This window comes from Nocardioides sp. CCNWLW216 (genome assembly GCF_037120545.1).
In the GTDB taxonomy this organism is placed as follows: Bacteria; Actinomycetota; Actinomycetes; order Propionibacteriales; family Nocardioidaceae; genus Nocardioides; species Nocardioides lianchengensis.
Genome location: NZ_JBBBBJ010000010.1, coordinates 133861 through 151915 on the forward strand (window position 1 = coordinate 133861; position 18055 = coordinate 151915).

At 72.4% G+C, this 18055-nt stretch carries 19 protein-coding genes; 4 read left to right on the top strand and 15 right to left on the bottom strand.

The genetic code is table 11. The annotated features are described in order from the left end of the window. Window positions 1–140: 140 nt before the first annotated feature. From V7S47_RS20380 to map, 4 genes are read right to left on the bottom strand one after another with little or no spacing between them, the layout of a single operon-like run. Window positions 141–986 (bottom strand): transglutaminase family protein, encoded by an 846-nt coding sequence (locus tag V7S47_RS20380; RefSeq protein WP_336563284.1) that lies wholly within the window; start codon window positions 984–986, stop codon window positions 141–143. Next, window positions 986–1915: an alpha-E domain-containing protein gene (locus V7S47_RS20385; protein ID WP_090859044.1), complete on the bottom strand. Its 930-nt coding sequence runs from the start codon at window positions 1913–1915 to the stop codon at window positions 986–988. The genes V7S47_RS20380 and V7S47_RS20385 overlap by 1 nt, the downstream gene beginning before the upstream one ends. After that, the gene (locus tag V7S47_RS20390; RefSeq protein ID WP_336563285.1) at window positions 1909–3531 is read right to left on the bottom strand and encodes a circularly permuted type 2 ATP-grasp protein; all 1623 of its coding nucleotides are present in this window, start codon (window positions 3529–3531) and stop codon (window positions 1909–1911) included. Before V7S47_RS20390 ends, V7S47_RS20385 begins: the two co-directional genes overlap by 7 nt. A gap of 41 nt (window positions 3532–3572) precedes the next feature. Further along, window positions 3573–4421, bottom strand: a complete 849-nt coding sequence (gene map / locus V7S47_RS20395; RefSeq protein ID WP_442945367.1) for a type I methionyl aminopeptidase — start codon at window positions 4419–4421, stop codon at window positions 3573–3575. A 25-nt stretch (window positions 4422–4446) separates the two neighbouring features. Between map and V7S47_RS20400 the strand changes: the two genes are divergently transcribed. Beyond that, on the top strand, window positions 4447–4644 hold the full coding sequence (locus V7S47_RS20400) for a hypothetical protein (protein ID WP_090859035.1): 198 nt from the start codon (window positions 4447–4449) through the stop codon (window positions 4642–4644). Then, on the top strand, window positions 4645–4944 hold the full coding sequence (locus V7S47_RS20405) for a hypothetical protein (protein WP_336563287.1): 300 nt from the start codon (window positions 4645–4647) through the stop codon (window positions 4942–4944). Between the two features lie 64 nt (window positions 4945–5008). Here V7S47_RS20405 and V7S47_RS20410 read toward each other — a convergent pair whose 3' ends face one another. The 9 genes from V7S47_RS20410 to V7S47_RS20450 all read right to left on the bottom strand — a co-directional run bounded on the left by V7S47_RS20410 (window position 5009) and on the right by V7S47_RS20450 (window position 12520). Beyond that, complete coding sequence (locus V7S47_RS20410) at window positions 5009–6199, bottom strand: PQQ-dependent sugar dehydrogenase (RefSeq protein WP_336563288.1); 1191 nt, start codon at window positions 6197–6199, stop codon at window positions 5009–5011. A gap of 17 nt (window positions 6200–6216) precedes the next feature. Beyond that, window positions 6217–7248 carry an ATP-dependent 6-phosphofructokinase gene (locus V7S47_RS20415; RefSeq protein WP_090859028.1) on the bottom strand — a complete coding sequence of 344 codons (1032 nt, stop codon included), beginning with the start codon at window positions 7246–7248 and terminating at the stop codon, window positions 6217–6219. Window positions 7249–7292: 44 nt separating this feature from the next. Further along, window positions 7293–7901, bottom strand: a complete 609-nt coding sequence (locus V7S47_RS20420) for a response regulator transcription factor (protein WP_336563289.1) — start codon at window positions 7899–7901, stop codon at window positions 7293–7295. Continuing rightward, window positions 7898–8992, bottom strand: a complete 1095-nt coding sequence (locus V7S47_RS20425) for a sensor histidine kinase (protein ID WP_336563290.1) — start codon at window positions 8990–8992, stop codon at window positions 7898–7900. Before V7S47_RS20425 ends, V7S47_RS20420 begins: the two co-directional genes overlap by 4 nt. A gap of 14 nt (window positions 8993–9006) precedes the next feature. Further along, window positions 9007–9783, bottom strand: a complete 777-nt coding sequence (locus V7S47_RS20430) for an ABC transporter permease (RefSeq protein WP_336563291.1) — start codon at window positions 9781–9783, stop codon at window positions 9007–9009. Further along, window positions 9780–10682 (bottom strand): ABC transporter ATP-binding protein, encoded by a 903-nt coding sequence (locus V7S47_RS20435; RefSeq protein ID WP_336563292.1) that lies wholly within the window; start codon window positions 10680–10682, stop codon window positions 9780–9782. The genes V7S47_RS20430 and V7S47_RS20435 overlap by 4 nt, the downstream gene beginning before the upstream one ends. 97 nt (window positions 10683–10779) lie before the next feature. Beyond that, window positions 10780–11628, bottom strand: coding sequence for a 3-methyl-2-oxobutanoate hydroxymethyltransferase (panB, locus tag V7S47_RS20440; RefSeq protein WP_336563293.1), 849 nt, complete (start codon window positions 11626–11628; stop codon window positions 10780–10782). 63 nt (window positions 11629–11691) lie between these two features. Further along, the gene (locus V7S47_RS20445; protein WP_336563294.1) at window positions 11692–12021 is read right to left on the bottom strand and encodes an antibiotic biosynthesis monooxygenase family protein; all 330 of its coding nucleotides are present in this window, start codon (window positions 12019–12021) and stop codon (window positions 11692–11694) included. 10 nt (window positions 12022–12031) lie between these two features. Beyond that, on the bottom strand, window positions 12032–12520 hold the full coding sequence (locus V7S47_RS20450; RefSeq protein WP_336563296.1) for a VOC family protein: 489 nt from the start codon (window positions 12518–12520) through the stop codon (window positions 12032–12034). A gap of 471 nt (window positions 12521–12991) precedes the next feature. Between V7S47_RS20450 and V7S47_RS20455 the strand changes: the two genes are divergently transcribed. Further along, a complete protein-coding gene (locus tag V7S47_RS20455; RefSeq protein ID WP_336563297.1) occupies window positions 12992–13735 on the top strand; it encodes a hypothetical protein in 744 nt (247 codons plus the stop codon). Between the two features lie 46 nt (window positions 13736–13781). Continuing rightward, the gene (locus V7S47_RS20460) at window positions 13782–15809 is read left to right on the top strand and encodes an NAD(+) synthase (protein ID WP_336563298.1); all 2028 of its coding nucleotides are present in this window, start codon (window positions 13782–13784) and stop codon (window positions 15807–15809) included. A gap of 10 nt (window positions 15810–15819) precedes the next feature. Here V7S47_RS20460 and V7S47_RS20465 read toward each other — a convergent pair whose 3' ends face one another. Both V7S47_RS20465 and V7S47_RS20470 read right to left on the bottom strand, forming a co-directional pair. Next, window positions 15820–16440 carry an alpha-ketoglutarate-dependent dioxygenase AlkB gene (locus V7S47_RS20465; protein ID WP_336563299.1) on the bottom strand — a complete coding sequence of 207 codons (621 nt, stop codon included), beginning with the start codon at window positions 16438–16440 and terminating at the stop codon, window positions 15820–15822. A 2-nt stretch (window positions 16441–16442) separates the two neighbouring features. Then, on the bottom strand, window positions 16443–17693 hold the full coding sequence (locus tag V7S47_RS20470) for an HNH endonuclease signature motif containing protein (RefSeq protein WP_336563300.1): 1251 nt from the start codon (window positions 17691–17693) through the stop codon (window positions 16443–16445). Window positions 17694–18055: the final 362 nt, after the last annotated feature.

Here is an 18055-nt window from a genome sequence, read left to right on the forward strand (position 1 = left end):
CTGTCGGCAAGACGGGTTTCGAGGCTCGCTTCGCTCGCACCTCAACCAGCGTGTGCTGGTCGCAACCGGTGGTTGAGCAGGTCGCGCTGGCGACCGTGTCGAAACCCCTGCACTGGAGAGGTGACCTCGACCCCCGGTGCTCAGGCCAGGCGGGTGACCTCTACCTGGACCGACATCTGCGAGGTGCCGGCGCCGGAGTAGATGCCGCTGAGGGGCTTCACGTCCTGGTAGTCGCGGCCGGTGGCGACGACGACGTACCGGTCGCCGGGGGCGGTGTCGTTGGTGGGGTCGAAGGGGTGCCAGCCGTCGTCCCACCACTCGACCCAGGCGTGCGACTCGCCCCGGACGGTCTCGCCGACGACCGGCTCGGCGCGGGGGTGGAAGTAGCCGGAGACGTAGCGGGCGGGGATGCCGACGGAGCGGAGGCCGCCGATGACCAGGTGCACCATGTCCTGGCAGACGCCGGCGCGCTGCTGCCAGGCGAGCGCGGCCACCGACTGCACGTCGGTGGACCCCGGGAGGTACTCGACCTCGTCGTGGACCAGGGCGCACACCGCGCGGGCCGCGTCGCCCGGCAGCGCGGCGTCGCCGGCGAGCGTCCGCAGCCGTTGGGCGAAGTCGGCGGGCGGGGCCACCAGGTCGGGGAGGGTGAGGTACTCCGTCCAGCGGTCGGCGACGTCGTAGGCCCGGACGTCCTCCCAGCCGAGTCGCGGCTCGTGGGGCGCGGGCCGGTTGGTCTGCACCGTCGAGGTCGCGGTCACGGTCATCGACTCGTGGGGATCGAGGACCTCGAAGGCGGTGACCAGGGTGCCGAAGTAGTCGCGGTACTCGTAGGTCCACGGCTTCGGCGTCACCTCCAGGCGCGAGTGCACGACGATCTGCTCGGGCGTGGTCTGGGGCGTCAACCGGGCCTGGTTGTACGACGCCACCGCCTTGCCGTCGTACTCGTAGCCGGTGGTGTGGACGACCCGCAGCTGCATGCTCATCAGTTGGCCCCCTGCCAGGTCAGCGCCTCGGAGCCGGCGAAGTAGCGGCGGGTGACCGCCTCGGTCGCGAGGGCGCAGGTGCGCTGCAGCCGCTCCATCTCGTTGGGGAGGTCGGCCATCACGTCGGACAGCGAGCGGTACTCGAACTCCGCCCGGGTGCGGCCGAGCAGCCGCTGCGCCTCGTTCTGGAAGCCGGCCCGCTGGCCGGAGGACTCCAGGTTCTCGATGCACTGCTCGGCGCGGTTGAGCGAGAACACCACCGACCGTGGGAACAGCCGATCGAGCAGCAGGAACTCCGCCGCGCCGCGCTCGGTCTCCAGACCCTTGTAGGTGCGCAGGAAGGCCTCGTAGCCGCCCGACGCCCGCAGCGTGCTGGTCCACGGCGCCGTGCTGCCGGACGACTGGGCGGCGGTGGCGACCAGCCGCGAGGTCATGTCGGCGCGCTCGACGCAGCGGCCGAGCATCAGGAAGTGCCAGCCCTCGTCGCGGGTCATCGTCGCGTCGGCCGTGCCGTTGATCAGCGCCGCCCGCTCGCGGACCCACTGGAAGATCATCGGCGCGCGCATCGAGTCGAAGTGCCCCGACGGCAGGGCGCGGTACGTCGTGTTGATCGCCTCCCACATCGGGACCGACAGCGTCTCGCGGGCCCGCCGGGCCGACTCGCGGGCGGCGGCCAGGGCGGCCGCGATCGAGGTGGGCGAGGACGGGTCGTAGCAGAGCCGGTCGAGGACCAGCGCGGTGTCGACCGCCCACTCCGGCTCGGCCTCGACGCCCATGATCGACAGCAGGCCGGCGCAGGTCGTGGTCTCGTCGATGGTGGCGTCCTCCAGCAGCAGCTGGGTCTGGACGTCGAGGATCCGCGCGGTGTCCTCGGCGCGCTCGACGTACCGGCCGATCCAGAACATCGACTCCGCGATCCGGCTCAGCATGCGCGCGCCTCCCCACGGCCCTGCTGTTGCTGCTGCTCCTGCTGGGAGCTCGGCTCGCTCAGCGCCGGTCCGGCGGGACCGGGCGGCGGCGGGGACGGCGGAGGGGTTTCCTCCACCGGCTCCTCGACCTCCACGATCTCGACCGGCTCGAACACCGGGTCGGCCTCGACGGCCTGGGCCTGGGCCGGTCCGGCCAGCACCCAGGTGTCCTTGGACCCGCCGCCGCGCGAGGAGTTCACGATCAGCTCGCCCTTGGCCAGCGCGACCCGGGTCAGCCCGCCGGGGAGCACCCAGACCCGGGTGCCGTCGTTGACCGCGAACGGGCGCAGGTCGACGTGGCGTGGGCCGAGCTCGCCGTCGACGAAGGTCGGAACGGTCGACAGCTGGACGACCGGCTGGGCGATCCAGGCCCGCGGGTCCTCGACGACCTTCTCGCGCAGCTCGTCGAGCTCGGTCCTCGACGCGCGCGGGCCGATCACGATGCCCTTGCCGCCCGAGCCGTCGACCGGCTTGAGCACCAGCTCGTCGAGGCGGTCCAGGACCTCCTCGCGGTGGTCGGGCTCGCCGCAGCGCCAGGTGTCGACGTTGCGCAGCACCGGCTCCTCGGAGAGGTAGTAGCGGATGATGTCGGGCAGGTAGGTGTAGACGAGCTTGTCGTCCGCCACCCCGTTGCCGACCGCGTTGGCGATGGTGACGTTGCCGGCCCGCGCGGCGTCGATCACGCCCGGGCAGCCGAGCACCGAGTCGGCCCGGAAGTGCACCGGGTCCAGGAACTCGTCGTCCACGCGACGGTAGATCACGTGCACCGGGGCCAGCCCCTTCGTCGTCCGCATCATCACGCGGCCACGGCGGCACTCCAGGTCACGGCCCTCGACCAGCTCGACGCCCATCGTGCGGGCCAGCAGCGCGTGCTCGAAGTAGGCGCCGTTGTAGACGCCGGGCGTGAGGACGACGACCGTCGGATCGGCGACACCGGCGGGCGCGGCCGCCCGCAGCGCGGCCAGCAGCCGCTGCGGGTACGCGGCCACCGGGCGGATCCGGTGCTCGGCGATGGTCTCGGGCAGCGCAGCGGAGATCGCGCGGCGGTTGGTCATGACGTACGAGACCCCCGACGGGACCCGGACGTTGTCCTCCAGCACCCGGAACTCGCCGGCGTTGTCGCGGACCAGGTCGATCCCGGAGACGTGCACGCGGACGCCGTTCGGCGGCCGCACGCCCGCGGACTCGCGGTGGTAGTGCGACGACGTCGCGATCACCTCGCGCGGGATCACCCCGTCGGCGAAGACCTGGCCCGCGTCGTACACGTCGGCGAGGAAGAGCTCCAGCGCCCGGACCCGCTGCTGCACCCCGCGTTCGATGGTCGAGAACGTGTCCATCTCGATGACCCGCGGGAGGATGTCGAGCGGGAACGCCCGCTCCTCGCCGCCGATGTCGAAGGTGACGCCCTGGTCGAGGTAGCTGGCCTGCAGCGCCTCCACCCGACTGACCAGCTCGGGCGTGGTCATCGTCTGCAACGAGCTGCTCAACCGCTGGTACGGCGAGCGCAGGTCATCGCCGTCGAACATCTCGTCGTACGCCGGACCAGTGGACGCGTAGCCCTCGAACATCGACGTCATGGGCGGACATTACCCACACGCATGTGTCGGGAATGTTGCGTCTAGGGGGTGGTCAGGACCTCTGCGCCGGTGGCCGTGACGAGCAGGGTGTGCTCGAACTGGGCGCTGCGGCGCAGGTCCTTCGTCACGACCGTCCAGTCGTCGTCCCACATCTCCCACTCGTGGGTGCCGAGGTTGAGCATCGGCTCGATGGTGAAGGTCATGCCGGGCTCGATCAGGGTGTCGTGCTCGGGGTCGTCGTAGTGCGGGACGATCAGCCCGGAGTGGAACGACGTCCCGATCCCGTGACCGGTGAACTCGCGGACCACGCCGTACCCGAAGCGGGCGGCGTAGGACTCGATGACCCGGCCGATGACGTTGAGCCGGCGGCCCGGCCGCACCGCCCGGATGGCGCGGTCGAGGGACTCGCGGGTGCGCTCGACCAGCAGCCGGGACTCCTCGTCGACGTCGCCGGCGAGGAAGGTCGCGTTGGTGTCGCCGTGCACGCCGTCGAGGTAGGCGGTGATGTCGATGTTGACGATGTCGCCGTCCTGGACGACCCGGCTGTCCGGGATGCCGTGGCAGATCACCTCGTTGACGCTGGAGCACAGCGACTTCGGGAAGCCGCGGTAGCCGAGCGTCGACGGGTAGGCGCCGTGGTCGCAGAGGAACTCGTGGCCGATCCGGTCCAGCTCGTCGGTGGTGACGCCCGGGACGACGTGCCGGCCGACCTCCTCGCGCGCCTGCGCGGCCAGCCGGCCGGCCACCCGCATCCGCGCGATGGTGTCGGCGTCCTTGACCTCCGGCCCGTCGTACGGCGTCGGCGCGGGGCGGTCGACGTACTCGGGGCGGGCGATCGACGCCGGGACGGCGCGCCGGGGGGAGAGGGTCGCAGGAGCCACGGGAGTCACGGGCCACGAGTGTAGTTTCGCCCTCATGAGCGACAGCGACGGCGAGTTCTGGTTCTGCCTGAAGCACCACACGGTCGAGGGGCGCGACGGCTGCCGCAACGCCGACCGGCTGGGGCCCTACGCCACCTCCGCCGAGGCGTCGCGGGCGCTGGAGAAGGTCGAGGAGCGCAACGACGACTGGGACCACGACCCGAAGTGGAACGACGAGCAGCTCGAGGACTGAGTGGCCAAGCCCGGTCGCCGCGGACGTCGTCCCGGCGACGTCTCGCCGTGGCCGTTCGTCGGCATGGGCGGCCTGGTCTCCGTGCTCTTCCTGTACGGCGCCAGCGGGCTGCTCGCCCCGTGGTGGGCGGTCGTGCTGCTGCTCCTCGTGTGGCTGGTGCTGTTCGTCCAGGCCTGCCGCTGGTGGACGCCGCGGCCGCGGGCGGTCGCCGTACTGCCGGTGGTCGCGACGGTCGTGTGGTTCGCCGTGATCCTGTCCGGCGGCCTCTGGCTCGACTGGCAGTGGCAGGGCGGTGGTTGAGGTGCTCGGGGGCGAGGGAGGCTCGCTGCGCTCGCACCTCAACCAGCGTGGGGGCCGAGCTGCGTCAGCCGGGGCGGACGGCGAGGATGACGTCCTGGCCGCCGCCGTTGTCGGTGGTGACGTAGAAGACGGCGCCGGGACCGTCGACGACGGTGCGGATCCGGCCGTAGCGCTTCAGGGCGGCGGGCTCGCGGATCTGCTGCAGCCTCTTGCCCTTGACCGACAGGAAGAGGACCCGTTCGCCCTTCTGGGCGGCGACGGCGAAGGTGCCGTCGTACGCACCCCACCGGCGGCCCGAGATGAACCCGCCGCCGGAGGTGGCGATGGTGGGGTCGCCGGAGGTCCAGGTGGCGCGGTACTGCTTGCCCGGCAGACCCGGGTCGGTCATCGGGACGCTCTCGTTGTAGCCGGGGACCGGGTGGTAGCCGAAGTCGCCGCCGCGGACGAGGCGGTTGACCTCGTCGTCGCGGCCGGTGCCCTGCTCGACCGACCACAGCCGACCGGTGCCGGGCTGGACGTCGAGACCCTGGACGTTGCGGTGACCGAAGCTGAAGACGTAGCGCTTGTTGCGGTTGGCCGCCTTGATGAACCGGTTGGTCCGCCACGGCTTGCCGGAGCTCGCGTCGAGCCGCAGCGTCTTGCCACCGAGCGAGGTCAGGTCGCGCGGGTTGGTGCCGACCGCGGCGTCGCCGGTGCCGACGACCAGTGAGCCGTCCCGCAGGGCCAGCAGGCGACATCCACCGTGCCGGCCGGTCGTCGTCGGGAACCCGCCGAGCAGCTTCTTGCCGGCGACCACCCGGGTCAGGCTCTTGTTCAGCCGCCAGGCGTAGACGCCGACGTCGTGCCCGCCGCCGGCGGTGAAGCCGCCCTGGCAGGTCAGGATCCGGCGGTTCTTGGCGAAGTTGCGGTCCAGCTCCAAGCCCATCAGGCCGGTCTCGCCGGAGGTCCAGACCCGGTCGCTGGGGAAGCCGCGGACCGTGCGGGTGCGCTTGCCGGTCCACAGCGACACCGTCGCCCGGTCGCGCTGGGTGAAGAGCAGCCGCCCGCCGCCCGCCGGCCGCACGTCCCACGGCTTGTCGAGGCCGCCGACGACGCGCCGCACCTTCAGGGCGGGTACGACGGCCCGCTCGGTCGAGGGGGCTGCGGCCCCCCGGTCCGCCGGCGGGGCGGCGCCGCTGGGCACCGGGGACAGGACGAGGCCGAGGCCGACGGCGGCGGTCGTGGCGAGGACGGCGATTCCGAGACGGGTGCGCATGGCCCGCCGGTAACCAGTCAGCGCCCGAAGAGTGCCTTGGCCTCGTCCCAGCGGTGCTGCGGGACGGTCTTGAGACCGACCAGCGCCTCCTCGAACGGGACCCGGACGACCTCGGTGCCGTGGATCGCCACCATCTGGCCCCAGCCGCGGTCGGTGACCAGGTCGACCGCCGCCATCCCGAAGCGGGTGGCCAGCACCCGGTCGAAGCCGGTCGGGGCCCCGCCGCGCTGGACGTGGCCGAGGATGGCGTTGCGGGTCTCGATGCCAGTGATCCGCTCGATCTCGGCGGTGAGGTACTCGCCGATGCCGCCGAGCCGGGGACGGCCGTCGCCCTCGACCCCGCGCTCGGCCAAGCCGGCGTCGTACCCCTCGGGGACGAAGCCCTCGGCGACCACGACCAGCGGCGAGCGGCCGCGCTCGTGCACCTCGCTCACCCAGCCGCACAGCTCCTCCATCGGCACCCGCTGCTCGGGGATCAGGATGGCGTGGGCGCCCGCGGACATGCCGGAGTGCAGCGCGATCCAGCCGACGTGGCGGCCCATCACCTCGGCCACCATGCAGCGCCGGTGGGACTCGCCGGTGGTGCGCAGCCGGTCCATCGCGTCGGTGGCGATCTCGACCGCGGTGTCGAAGCCGAAGGTGTAGTCGGTGCCGTCGAGGTCGTTGTCGATCGTCTTGGGGACGCCGACCACCGGGATGCCGGCGTCGGACAGCCGCTTGGCGCCGGCCAGGCTGCCCTCGCCGCCGATGGCCACCAGCGCGTCGACGCCGTGCTCGGCCATCACCCGGCGGATCGACTCGGCGCCGCCGCCGGGGGACTCGATCGGGTTCGTGCGCGACGTGCCCAGGATCGTCCCGCCCTCGCGGGCCAGCCCGCGCACTCGCGAGCGCGGCAGGTCGATCACGTCGCCGTCGAGCACGCCGCGCCAGCCGTGCCGGAAGCCGACGAAGCCGTGGCCGTAGGTCTTGATCCCGTGGAGCACGGCTCCGCGGATGACGGCGTTCAGTCCGGGGCAGTCGCCACCACTGGTGAGCAGGCCGATCCTCATGGGGACAGCCTCCCATCCCCGGCTGCCGTCCTCCGCTCCGGGCGTCACAGCCACCCGTTCCCCTCGGCGGTGATCACCGCCTCCGCGCGGTTGGCCGCGCCGGTCTTGCCGATCGCCGCGGAGAGGTGGTTGCGGACCGTGCCCTCGGACAGGAAGAGCCGCTTCGCGACGGCGGCGACGCTGGCGCCGTCGCGGGCGGCGCGGAGCACGTCGGTCTCCCGCGGGGTCAGCGGCGACTCACCCGCCACCAGGCTGTCGGTCGCGAGCGCCGGATCGACGACGCGCAGGCCGGCGTGCACCCGTCGTACGGCGTCCGCGAGCTGGGCGGCCGGCGTGTCCTTGACGACGAAGCCCGCGGCGCCGGCCTGGAGCGCGCGGCGCAGGTAGCCCGGCCGGCCGAAGGTGGTGACGATGAGGACGCGGGTGTCGGGGGCGGCTCGTCGTACCTCCGCAGCGGCGGCGATGCCGTCCAGCCCCGGCATCTCGACGTCGAGCAGGGCGACGTCGGGCCGGTGCTCCAGGACGGCGGGCAGCACCAGGTCGCCGGCCCCGACCTCGGCCACCACCTCCAGGTCGGGCTCGAGGCCGAGCAGCGCGGACAGCGCGCCGCGGACCAGGGCCTGGTCGTCGGCGAGCAGCAGCCGGATCGTCATGCGCGGACCACCCGGAGGCTGAAGCCGGGGTCGAGGGAGCGGGTGACGACCGTGGCACCCACGGCGGCCGCGCGCTCACGCAGCCCGGCCAGGCCCGATCCCGGTACGCCGGCCTCGCCCCGGCCCGGTCCGTCGTCGCGCACCTCGGCGCTGGTCGGGGTCAGCACGACCTCGCAGCAGCCCGCGCCCGAGTGCCGGATGACGTTGGTGACGCCCTCGCGGACGGTCCAGGCGAACAGCTCGCGCAGCTCGGTCGGCACCTCGTCGGCCGAGCCGGGCAGCCGGGCCTCGATCTCGGCGGCGGCCAGCGCGTTGCGGGCCCGGGCGAGCTCGCCGGGCAGGGTCAGGTCGCGGTAGCCCGTGACCGCGTGCCGTACGTCGGACAGCGCGTCCCGGCTGAGCCGCTCCAAGTCGGCCAGCTCGGCGCGGGCACGCTCGGGGTCGACGTCGAGCAGCCGCTGCGCGAGCTCGGCCTTGACGGTGATGACGGTCAGCGAGTGGCCGAGGATGTCGTGCAGGTCGCGGGCGAAGCGGGTGCGCTCGTTCTCGACGGCCAGGTGGGCGTTCTCCTGCTCGATCCGGAGCAGCTCCAGGTTGCGGCGCATCACGGTGCGCATCCCGAAGATCGCCACCGAGGAGGCCATCACCGCGAAGGCGAGGCCGACCTGGCTGCCCCAGTCCTCGACGGCGCTGAGGGCCAGGGCGCCGACGACCAGCGCGACGACCACGGCGAGCGCGGCCCGGCCGGGGAGCACCATCACGCACGAGACCGCGACGTACACGACGCCGGTCAGGCCCTGCTCCCCGAGGGTCGCGACCATCACGGCGGTGAGCACGACCAGCGGCGAGAGGTACGACGCCGCGAACCGCACCGACGGCGTGTCGATGAGCCGCCTCCGGTCGGCCCGGGCACGGATCCACAGGGTCATGTACGACGCCGCGAAGGCGACCGTGGCGACCAGGCCGACGACGCCGCGCACCTCGTCGCGGTGCGCCCAGGCCTCCAGGAGCGGGTTGAGCAGGAAGAACAGCCAGATGGAGGCGAAGAACGGGCCCAGCCGGTCGAGGCGGGTCGGCCGGTCGTCGTCCATGGACCGAACGGTAGTCACACCCGGGCCGTGTCCCGGCTCATCCGCCACGCGGCGCAGGCGACGAACACGGCGAGCCAGGCGACCGCGTTGAGGACGGCCGGCCAGGACAGGTCGCCCGTCAGCGGCGCGCGGCTGATCTCGGCGACCCCGAACATCGGGGTCCACTCGGCCACCCGGTAGATCGTCGAGCCCTCGTCCATCGGGATGAACACGTTGCCGAGGAAGGACAGGATGGCCAGGCCGGGGCCGAGCACCTGCATGGCGTTCTCGCCGGGGACCAGGAACCCGACGAACACGCCGAGCGCGGCGAAGACCAGGGTGCAGAGCAGGGTCAGCAGCGCGCACCCGACCCAGACGTCGAGCGGCATGTCGGGCTTGCCCTGGAGGAGCCCGACGACGTTGACCACCCCGATGGCGACCGCCCCGAGGACCAGCGCGAGCAGGGCCTTGGTCGCGACGTAGACGCCCGGGTTCAGCGGGGTCAGCCGGAGCTGGCGCGACCAGCCCAGGGCCCGCTCGGTGGCCACCGCGGTGCCGGCGGAGGCGGCGGTGAGCGCGGCGCCGTACAGGCCCATGGAGACCATGACGTAGGCCGCGACGTTGCCGTGGCCGACCCGGTCGGCCCAGTCGGACTGGCCGCCGAAGGACAGGAAGAGGGCGGCGGGGAAGAGCATCGCGAAGATGACCGTACGGCGGTTGCGCAGCATCCGGCGCAGCTCGATCCGCAGGACGACGAGGCTGAGCCCGCCGAGGCGCGGCGTGCTGCGGGTGGTCGGGTCGAAGGTGGTCATCGGGCGTCTCCGGTCAGACTGAGGAACGCGTCCTCGAGGTTGCGGGCCGTGACCTCCAGGTCACGGGCGGGGGTCTCGGTGAGCAGGTAGCGGGCGACCGCGTCGCTGTCCTTGGCGTGCACGAGCAGGGTGTCGCCGCGGACCTCGACCGCGTCGACGCCGCCGAGCGCCGCGAGGGCCTCCGTGTACCTCTCCGTGTCGGCGTCGGCGAGCGTGGCCCGGACCGTGCGGCCGGAGGCGAGCGCCTTGACCTCGGAGCCGGTGCCGTCGGCGACGATCCGGCCGTGGCTGACCAGCACGATGCGGTCGGCGAACTGGTCGGCCTCCTCGAGGTAGTGGGTCGCGAAGAGGACGGTGCGGCCCTGCCCGGCGTCGCGCCGGATGGCCGACCAGAAGGTACGGCGACCCTCGACGTCCATGCCGGTCGTCGGCTCGTCGAGGAGAAGCAGCGCGGGGTCGGGGAGCAGGGCCATTGCGAACCGGAGCCGCTGCTGCTCGCCGCCCGAGCACGTCGCGACGCGTCGGCCGGCGATGTCCTCGATCCCGGCCTCGGCGATGACGCGGTCGACCGGCCGGGCGTCGGCGAAGAGCGCTGCGGTGTAGGCGACGGTCTCGCGGACGGTGAGGTCCTTCAGCAGGCCGCCGCTCTGCATGACGGCCGAGACCAGGCCGCGGGCGACGGCCTGGCGGGGCTCCAGCCCGAGCACCCGGACGGTGCCCGTGGTCGGGCGGGACAGGCCGAGGATCAGGTCGATGGTGGTGGTCTTGCCGGCGCCGTTGGGGCCGAGGAAGGCGACGACCTCGCCCTGCCGGAGCTCCAGGTCGATGCCGCGGACGGCCTCGACGTCGCCGAAGGTCTTGGTGACGCCGCTCAGGGCGACGGCCGGGGTCGGGTTCATGCCTCCAGCGTGGCCGTCGCCGGGCCCGGGGCCCTCGGCCGTGCATCACGTCCCGGGCATGACAAATGTCAGGCCCGGGACGCGTCGCCCCCTGCGGTCAGAACGTGTGCTCGTCGGCCGGGAAGGTGCCGGCCTTGACGTCCGCTGCGTACGCCGACGCCGCGTCACGCAGCACGGTGCGGAGGTCGGCGTACTGCTTGACGAAGCGGGCCATCCGGCCGCCGCGCAGGCCGAAGGCGTCCTGCCAGACCAGCACCTGGCCGTCGCAGCGGTTGCCGGCGCCGATGCCGATCGTCGGGATGTCGAGGGCGGCGGTGACGTCGGCGGCGACGTCGCCCGGGACCATCTCCATCAGCACGGCGAAGGCGCCGGCCTCCTGCATCGCGCGAGCCTCCTCGAGCAGGAGCTTCGCGGCGTCACCGCGGCCCTGGACCCGGTAGCCGCCGAGGGTGTGCTCGCTCTGGGGCGTGAAGCCGATGTGGGCGATCACCGGGATGCCGCCCTCGACCAGCTTGCGGACCTGGGGAACCATCGGCAGCCCTCCCTCGAGCTTCACGGAGTGGGCGTTCGCCTCCTTCATGAACCGCACCGCGGTGAGGTAGGCCTGCTCCGGGGACGCCTGGTAGGAACCGAACGGCAGGTCGGCGACGACCAGGGACCGCTTCGCCGACCGGGTCACGGCCCGCACCAGCGGGATCAGCTCGTCGACCGTCACCGGCAGCGAGGTCTCGTTGCCGTAGACGTTGTTGGACGCGCTGTCGCCGACGAGCAGCAGCTCGATGCCGGCCTCGTCGAAGATCTCCGCCGCGTACTGCTCGTAGGCGGTCAGCATCGTGAACTTCTCGCCGCGCTCCTTCATCTCCCGGAGGTGATGGGTGCGGACCCGCTTGACCGGCTTGGTGGCCTGGCCCGGTCCGGTGCCGTACGGCGCCGTCTCTTCGCTCATCGTCGAGCTCCACTTCTGTGACATCTCGCAGCTCCCTGACGGAGTCCACGGACTGTCTCCAGGCTAGCTCCGGGTGGGCCCGTAGGCCCGTGTGACGGTGGCCACGCGCACGCGGTAGTCGGCGTACCAGACCTCGCGCCCGCGCTCCTGTGCGACGAGGTGCTCGGCGACCTGCTTCCACGCCGCGGCCGCGGCGTCGTCGACCCAGTACGACACCGTGATCCCCAGCCCGCCCGCGTCCCGGGCCGCCTCGATGCCGAGGTAGCCGGGCTGCTCCTGGGCCAGCAGGTCCATCCGCTCCGCCATCCGCGCGTACCCCTGGTCGCCCTCCGTGCGCAGGCTCGTGAAGACCACGGCGGTGTACGGCGGCTCCGGCGTGCTGGCGATGCTCACGCGCTCATTCTCAGCCCACGGCGTCGGCGGCCGCCTCCAGGTCGGCGACCACGATCTTGCGCATCTGCAGCATCGCGCCCTGGGCGGCGTTCGCGCGCGCCGGGTCGGAGTCGGCGAGCAGCTCGTAGAGCCGGTTCGGCACGATCTGCCAGGACAGCCCGAACCGGTCCTTCAGCCACCCGCACATCGACTCCTCGCCGCCGTCGACGAGCGAGTCCCAGTAGTAGTCGACCTCCGTCTGGTCGCTGCACGCGATGCTGAACGAGATCGCCTCCGTGAACTCGGCGTACATCGGACCGCCGTTGATGCCCCGGAACGTCATGCCGTCGATCGTGAACTCGCCGGCCATCACCGTCCCCGGCTGGCCGGGCCCGGCGTCGCCGTACCGCGCCAGGTGGCCGATCGAGGACCGCGGGAAGATCTTCGTGTAGAACTCCGCCGCCTGCTCCAGCTGGTCGTCGAACCAGAGGCAGGGGCTGATCGATGTCGTGAGGGTCATGCGGGTCAGACTCCCGGCCGTCACGGAACTCATCGAACCCGCCCCAACCGTCGGCCCCCGTGCGACGGTGATCGGAGACGGAGGAGGTCCGATGGACGAGTGCGAGCTGACCAGGAAAGCGAGCGTCGGACGACGACGTCGCCTTCTCGGCACATGCCTGGTCCTCGTGGCGCTGCTCGTCGGATGCTCGGGTCGGCGGACCCGGGGTCTGAACCGGCGCGACCCGAGCGGCGGGTCGTCGTCGCAGTCCAGGAGCCGCCCGATGAAGTCCAGGGGTGGCCTTGGCTCGACTCGCGGCTCCCACGTCGGGTGCCGGCGTCGATCAGCGGGCTCAAGCGACTCGCCGACGATCCGCCGGGTCGTGCGACGGTCGTCTACCACCCTGCCGAGCGCGTGCCGGAGCCTGTCGACGGGTGGGCCAGCGAGACGCTGCTCCTGCACGGAATCGATGGGCGGTGGAGAGTGCTGCCGATGGATGAGCTCGGCCTCGACGACGCCATATGGCCGGGGCACGACACGTACGGCGCCGGGAGCCTGTCGCCCGACGGGCGTTGGTGGGCCGGCCGGTCGCGTGCGGGGGTCGTCCTGCTCGACCTCGGGACGGGGCGGGGCGAGATCGTCGGCGCTCGCCGATGGGTCTCGGAGGTCCAGTGGCGGGACGACAGCAGGTCCCTGGTCGTGGCCCTCGGAGATCGGCCCCGGACCGAGCTGCTCGACCTGAGCGGACGTCGCTCGACACTCCCCTTCCGTTCCGGGGAGGCGTCCGCAGCCGATGACGGGCGATGGTGGTCGGGGCGGGCCACCGACGACGGGCGATGGGAGTCGATCGAGTGGCTCGACGGGACGCAGGTGTCGCATGGTGCGGTGGAGCTGCCGGAGCTTCGGCGGTCGCAGAGCAAGCAGAAGCTGGCCGGAGTGGAGGTGGTGGGTGGGCGTGGCTTGCTGACCCTGCAGAGGTCGGCGTACCGGACCCTTGACCTGGTGGTCGTCGGGGTCTCGACCCCAGAGCTGCTCGCCCACCTGCACCTGAATGCTCGAAACCGCCGTGCCTTCCGTGACGGCGAGTGGCTCGACCCGGAGACCGTGCTGCTGCAGTGGGGTCCAGGACTGGTGGCCTGGCGCCCCCTGGAGGGGGAGTTCGCGCGGGTCATGGACGTGGACCTGCCTCTGGACGGCTTCGCGAGCCTGGACGTGGCCACCGACCTCGCTCGCTGACCCTGCTGTGCACCGATCCGGCAGCCGTTCTGCGAAACTGCCCGTCGTGGACTTCTTCTCCGCCTACGCCCACGGCTACGCCCGGGTCGCGGCCTGCACGATCCCGATCGCGGTGGCCGACCCGACGACGAACGTGCGCACCGTCGTCGAGCAGGCACGGGCCTGCCACGACGAGGGCGTGGCGGTGGCGGTGTTCCCGGAGCTGTGCCTGAGCGGGTACGCCGTCGACGACCTGTTCCTGCAGGACCCGCTGCTGGACGCCGTGCAGGTCGCCTTGGCCGAGCTGGTCGAGGCGTCGACCGACCTGATGTCGGTACTGGTGGTCGGGGCACCGCTGCTGCACGGCAACCGGGTGCTCAACGCCGCGGTCGTGGTCCACCGCGGTCGGGTGCTCGGCGTGGCCGTGAAGTCGTACCTGCCGACCTACCGGGAGTTCTACGAGCGGCGCTGGTTCGCACCGGGCGACGACGTGTCGGGCACGGTGGTGCTCGCGGGGCAGGAGGTGCCGATCGGGCCCGACCTGCTGTTCGCGGCGACCGACGTGACGGGGCTGGTGCTGCACGTCGAGGTCTGCGAGGACATGTGGGTGCCGGTGCCGCCGAGCGCGGAGGCGGCGCTCGCGGGCGCGACCGTGCTCGCCAACCTGTCCGGCAGCCCGATCACCGTCGGCCGGGCCGAGGACCGCCGGCTGCTGGTGAGGTCGGCGTCCTCGCGCTGCCTGGCCACCTACGTGTACGCCGCCGCCGGCCAGGGCGAGTCGACCACCGACCTGTCGTGGGACGGCCAGACGATGGTCTACGAGCACGGCGAGCTGCTGGGGGAGAGCGACCGGTTCCCGGAGGGCCCTCGTCGTACGGTCGTGGACGTCGACCTCGACCGCACCCGCCAGGAGCGGCTGCGCACGGGCACCTTCGACGACAACCGGCGCACGATCTCCCCGGACTTCCGTACGGTCGAGTTCGAGCTGTCGCCGCCGACCGGCGACCTCGGCCTACGCCGCCAGGTGGACCGGTTCCCGTTCGTGCCCGACGACGCCGAGCGCCTCGCCCAGGACTGCTACGAGGCCTACAACATCCAGGTGTCCGGGCTGGAGCAGCGGCTCAACTCCATCGGCCAGCCGAAGATCGTCATCGGCATCAGCGGCGGCCTCGACTCGACGCACGCGCTGATCGTGGCGGCCAAGGCCATGGACCGCCTCGGACGCCCGCGCACCGACATCCACGGCTTCACGCTGCCGGGCTTCGCGACCGGCGAGACGACCAAGGGGTACGCCTGGGCGCTGGCCCGCTCGCTCGGCATCACCATGGAGGAGCTCGACATCCGCCCGGCGGCCGAGCAGATGCTCGCCGACCTCGGCCACCCCTATTCCGGCGGCGAGGAGGTCTACGACATCACCTTCGAGAACGTCCAGGCCGGCCTGCGCACCGACTACCTCTTCCGGCTCGCCAACCACCGCGGCGGCATCGTCCTCGGCACCGGCGACCTGTCCGAGCTGGCGCTGGGATGGTGCACGTACGGCGTCGGCGACCAGATGTCGCACTACAACGTCAACGCCGGGGTCCCGAAGACCCTCATGCAGCACCTGATCCGCTGGGCCGTGAGCACGAACCAGTTCGGTCCGGAGACCGACGAGGTGTTGGAGAAGATCGTCGAGCAGGAGATCACGCCCGAGCTGATCCCCACCGCCGCCGGCGGGGTGCCGCAGTCGACCGAGTCCTCGGTCGGCCCGTACTCGCTGCAGGACTTCACCCTCTTCCACGTCGTCCGCTACGGCTACCGCCCCTCGAAGATCGCCTTCCTGGCCTGGCACGCCTGGCACGACGCCGCCACCGGTGGCTGGCCGCCGAACTTCCCGGACCACCGTCGGATCGACTACGACCTGGCCGAGATCCGGCGGTGGATGGACGTCTTCATCCGCCGGTTCTTCGCCTCGCAGTTCAAGCGCTCGGCGCTCCCCAACGGCCCGAAGGTCTCCGCGGGCGGCACCATGTCACCGCGCGGCGACTGGCGGATGCCGTCCGACGCCTCGCCCGCCGCGTGGCTGGCGGACCTGGATCGGGTGCCGGCCTCCTAGCGCGGCGCCGTCAGTCGGGCACCGCCTGCTCGCTCGCGCTGAAGTTCACGCTGATCCGCGGGCCGGACGGCGTGCTCTGCTTGGGCACGCGGTGCCGCCAGTCGGTCTGGCACCGCCCGCCCATCACCACCAGGTCCCCGGCGACGGGGCGGAGGTCGGTGCTGGGTCCGCCGTCGACCGGCCGGAGCAGGAAGCGCCGCTGAGCCCCGAGCGTGAGCACGGGTACGACGCACTCGCGCCGGCGCGTCGACGCCCCGTCGCCGTGCCATCCGGTGCTGTCGCGATGATCGCGGTAGAGGTTGATCCAGAGGCCGTCGTACGTCACGCCGTAGTGCGCCGAGAGTGCCTGCGCCGCGGTGTGGAGGAGCAGGTGCGGGGCATCGGCGAGGCGCGGGTACTGCGCGGTCAGGCGCGGCTCGACCACTCGGCGGGTGTACATCCACCGGTCGCGCTGCTCCCATCCGGCCGTGGTCATCAGGTCGTCGAACAGCGCATCCGCGCCGCTCAGCCACCCGGGCACGACCTCGACCCACGAGTGCTCGTCGAGGACGATCCGGCGCGCGGTCGTGAACGCCGCGTCGACGCTCGGCACGTCGGAGGCGAAGAGGCTGGGCTGGTGCTCGCTGGGCATGGCTACGTCCTCCGATGGAAGGCGATCTTGCCGCCGGGCAGGTGTCTCGTCTCGTAGGTCGGGTCGTGGGCGCGGTGGTGGTGCTTGGGGCAGAGCAGGCGTCCGGTCGTGACGTCGGTGGATCCGCCGGTGCTCCAGGGGTCGTCGTGGTGGGCGTGGCACAGCCAGGGTGGGACGTCGCAGCCGTTGGTGGTGCAGCCCTTGTCGCGGACGGCCATCGCGGTGCGTTGCGCCCGGTTGTGGAACCGCCTCGTGCGCCCGAGGTCGAGGACCTGGCCGTCGCCGTCGAGGACGGCAGGGATGATGCCGGCCTCGCAGGCGAGTCTGCGGATGGCGTGGGCGGAGAGGCGGTGGCCGGTGTCGAGGGTCCCGACCGCGGCCTCCTTGCGGAGCTCGTCGAGGCTGATGGTGACGACGATGGTGGCGTTGACGCCGCCGGCTTTGGGGAGCGTGTTGGTGGGGATCCGGTCGAGGAGCTCGACGAACGCCCGGCCCATCCGCTCCGGCCCCGGCCGGCGGACCTCGCCACGGTCGGCGCCGGTGTGGCGCTTGGGGGCGGCGATGGCGGTGAGCATCTTGCGGAGGGTGTCACCGGTGGCGGTGGGGACCTGGAACCGTCCGTAGGTGGTGCCGTGCCCGTCGTCGGACATCGTCACCCGCGCGGACGCGAGTGCGCGGTGCTCCTCGGCGGCGAGGAGCTTGGCTTCGTGGGCCTCGCCGATCTCGGGGGCAACGACGTCGAGGATCCGTTTGCCGATCCGCCGCAGGTCCTTCGCGTCATGGTGGCGCGCGTGGTCGAGGAGGATCCCGATGGCCTTCTCCCGAACGCGGTCGGTCACCTCGGCGGGCAGCGCGTCGACGGCGTCGGTGATCACCAGCGCCTGTTCGGGGTTCACGGCGTCCTCGGCGAGGGCGTGGCGGACCGGCTCGTACAGCTCGCGGTCGAGCGCGTCGGCGAGCCGCATCAGCCGATGGGTCGACGTCCGGGTCTGCCGGGTGGCGACCGCCAGCCAGTTCGCCGTCGAGGTCGCTCCGGACGGTCCGGCGGTGTCGACGGCATCGGCGTGCGCAGCCAGCCGAGCCTGCAGCTCGGTGAGCTGGGACTGGAGCCGGTCGGCCTCGATGAGCGCGCGTCCGGTCTCGTCGGCGGAGAGGTTGAGCAGCCAGGCGTCGCGGAGGGCGGCGACGTTGTCGCCGGTGCGTGCCAGCAGCCCGGGGACCGGGTGCGGGGGCGCGTGGCGGCTGGCTGACATACGTCCATCCAAGCGGTGACCACCGACAATTCGGGGCGCTCGGCCTGTGAGTAACGGGCCTCCCGGGTCACGGTCCGATCACAGAAATCCGACCCCCTCCACAGGCAGGTGGAGACGCCCAGGATCGTGGAGTCTGGCACGTACCGGGTGCGTGCCAGACTCCACGATCACGCAGGCCCAACCCGCTACCCGGCCGCACGCCCGGGCCCCCGCGGACGCCACCCCGTCGCCTGCCGAGACGGCGAGCTGAGCGGACCCGCAGCCCGTTGGGCGAGCGGAGGGCACGCTCGGCGCCGTACGTGTTCTCGCCGGGTTTCGAGGCTCAGGCCTGGCGGCCTTCGCACCTCAACCTGCGTGGGGCG

Excerpts from the sequence above, each read along its gene's own strand:
- panB (WP_336563293.1), bottom strand. The coding sequence starts at position 11,628 with ATGAGCGAAGAGACGGCGCCGTACGGCACCGGACCGGGCCAGGCCACC.
- V7S47_RS20400 (WP_090859035.1), top strand. The coding sequence starts at position 4,447 with ATGAGCGACAGCGACGGCGAGTTCTGGTTCTGCCTGAAGCACCACACG.
- V7S47_RS20430 (WP_336563291.1), bottom strand. The coding sequence starts at position 9,783 with ATGACCACCTTCGACCCGACCACCCGCAGCACGCCGCGCCTCGGCGGG.
- V7S47_RS20425 (WP_336563290.1), bottom strand. The coding sequence starts at position 8,992 with ATGGACGACGACCGGCCGACCCGCCTCGACCGGCTGGGCCCGTTCTTC.
- V7S47_RS20450 (WP_336563296.1), bottom strand. The coding sequence starts at position 12,520 with ATGACCCTCACGACATCGATCAGCCCCTGCCTCTGGTTCGACGACCAG.
- V7S47_RS20465 (WP_336563299.1), bottom strand. The coding sequence starts at position 16,440 with ATGCCCAGCGAGCACCAGCCCAGCCTCTTCGCCTCCGACGTGCCGAGC.
- V7S47_RS20380 (WP_336563284.1), bottom strand. The coding sequence starts at position 986 with ATGAGCATGCAGCTGCGGGTCGTCCACACCACCGGCTACGAGTACGAC.
- V7S47_RS20385 (WP_090859044.1), bottom strand. The coding sequence starts at position 1,915 with ATGCTGAGCCGGATCGCGGAGTCGATGTTCTGGATCGGCCGGTACGTC.
- V7S47_RS20415 (WP_090859028.1), bottom strand. The coding sequence starts at position 7,248 with ATGAGGATCGGCCTGCTCACCAGTGGTGGCGACTGCCCCGGACTGAAC.
- V7S47_RS20410 (WP_336563288.1), bottom strand. The coding sequence starts at position 6,199 with ATGCGCACCCGTCTCGGAATCGCCGTCCTCGCCACGACCGCCGCCGTC.
- V7S47_RS20420 (WP_336563289.1), bottom strand. The coding sequence starts at position 7,901 with ATGACGATCCGGCTGCTGCTCGCCGACGACCAGGCCCTGGTCCGCGGC.
- V7S47_RS20435 (WP_336563292.1), bottom strand. The coding sequence starts at position 10,682 with ATGAACCCGACCCCGGCCGTCGCCCTGAGCGGCGTCACCAAGACCTTC.
- V7S47_RS20470 (WP_336563300.1), bottom strand. The coding sequence starts at position 17,693 with ATGTCAGCCAGCCGCCACGCGCCCCCGCACCCGGTCCCCGGGCTGCTG.
- V7S47_RS20455 (WP_336563297.1), top strand. The coding sequence starts at position 12,992 with ATGGATGAGCTCGGCCTCGACGACGCCATATGGCCGGGGCACGACACG.
- V7S47_RS20390 (WP_336563285.1), bottom strand. The coding sequence starts at position 3,531 with ATGACGTCGATGTTCGAGGGCTACGCGTCCACTGGTCCGGCGTACGAC.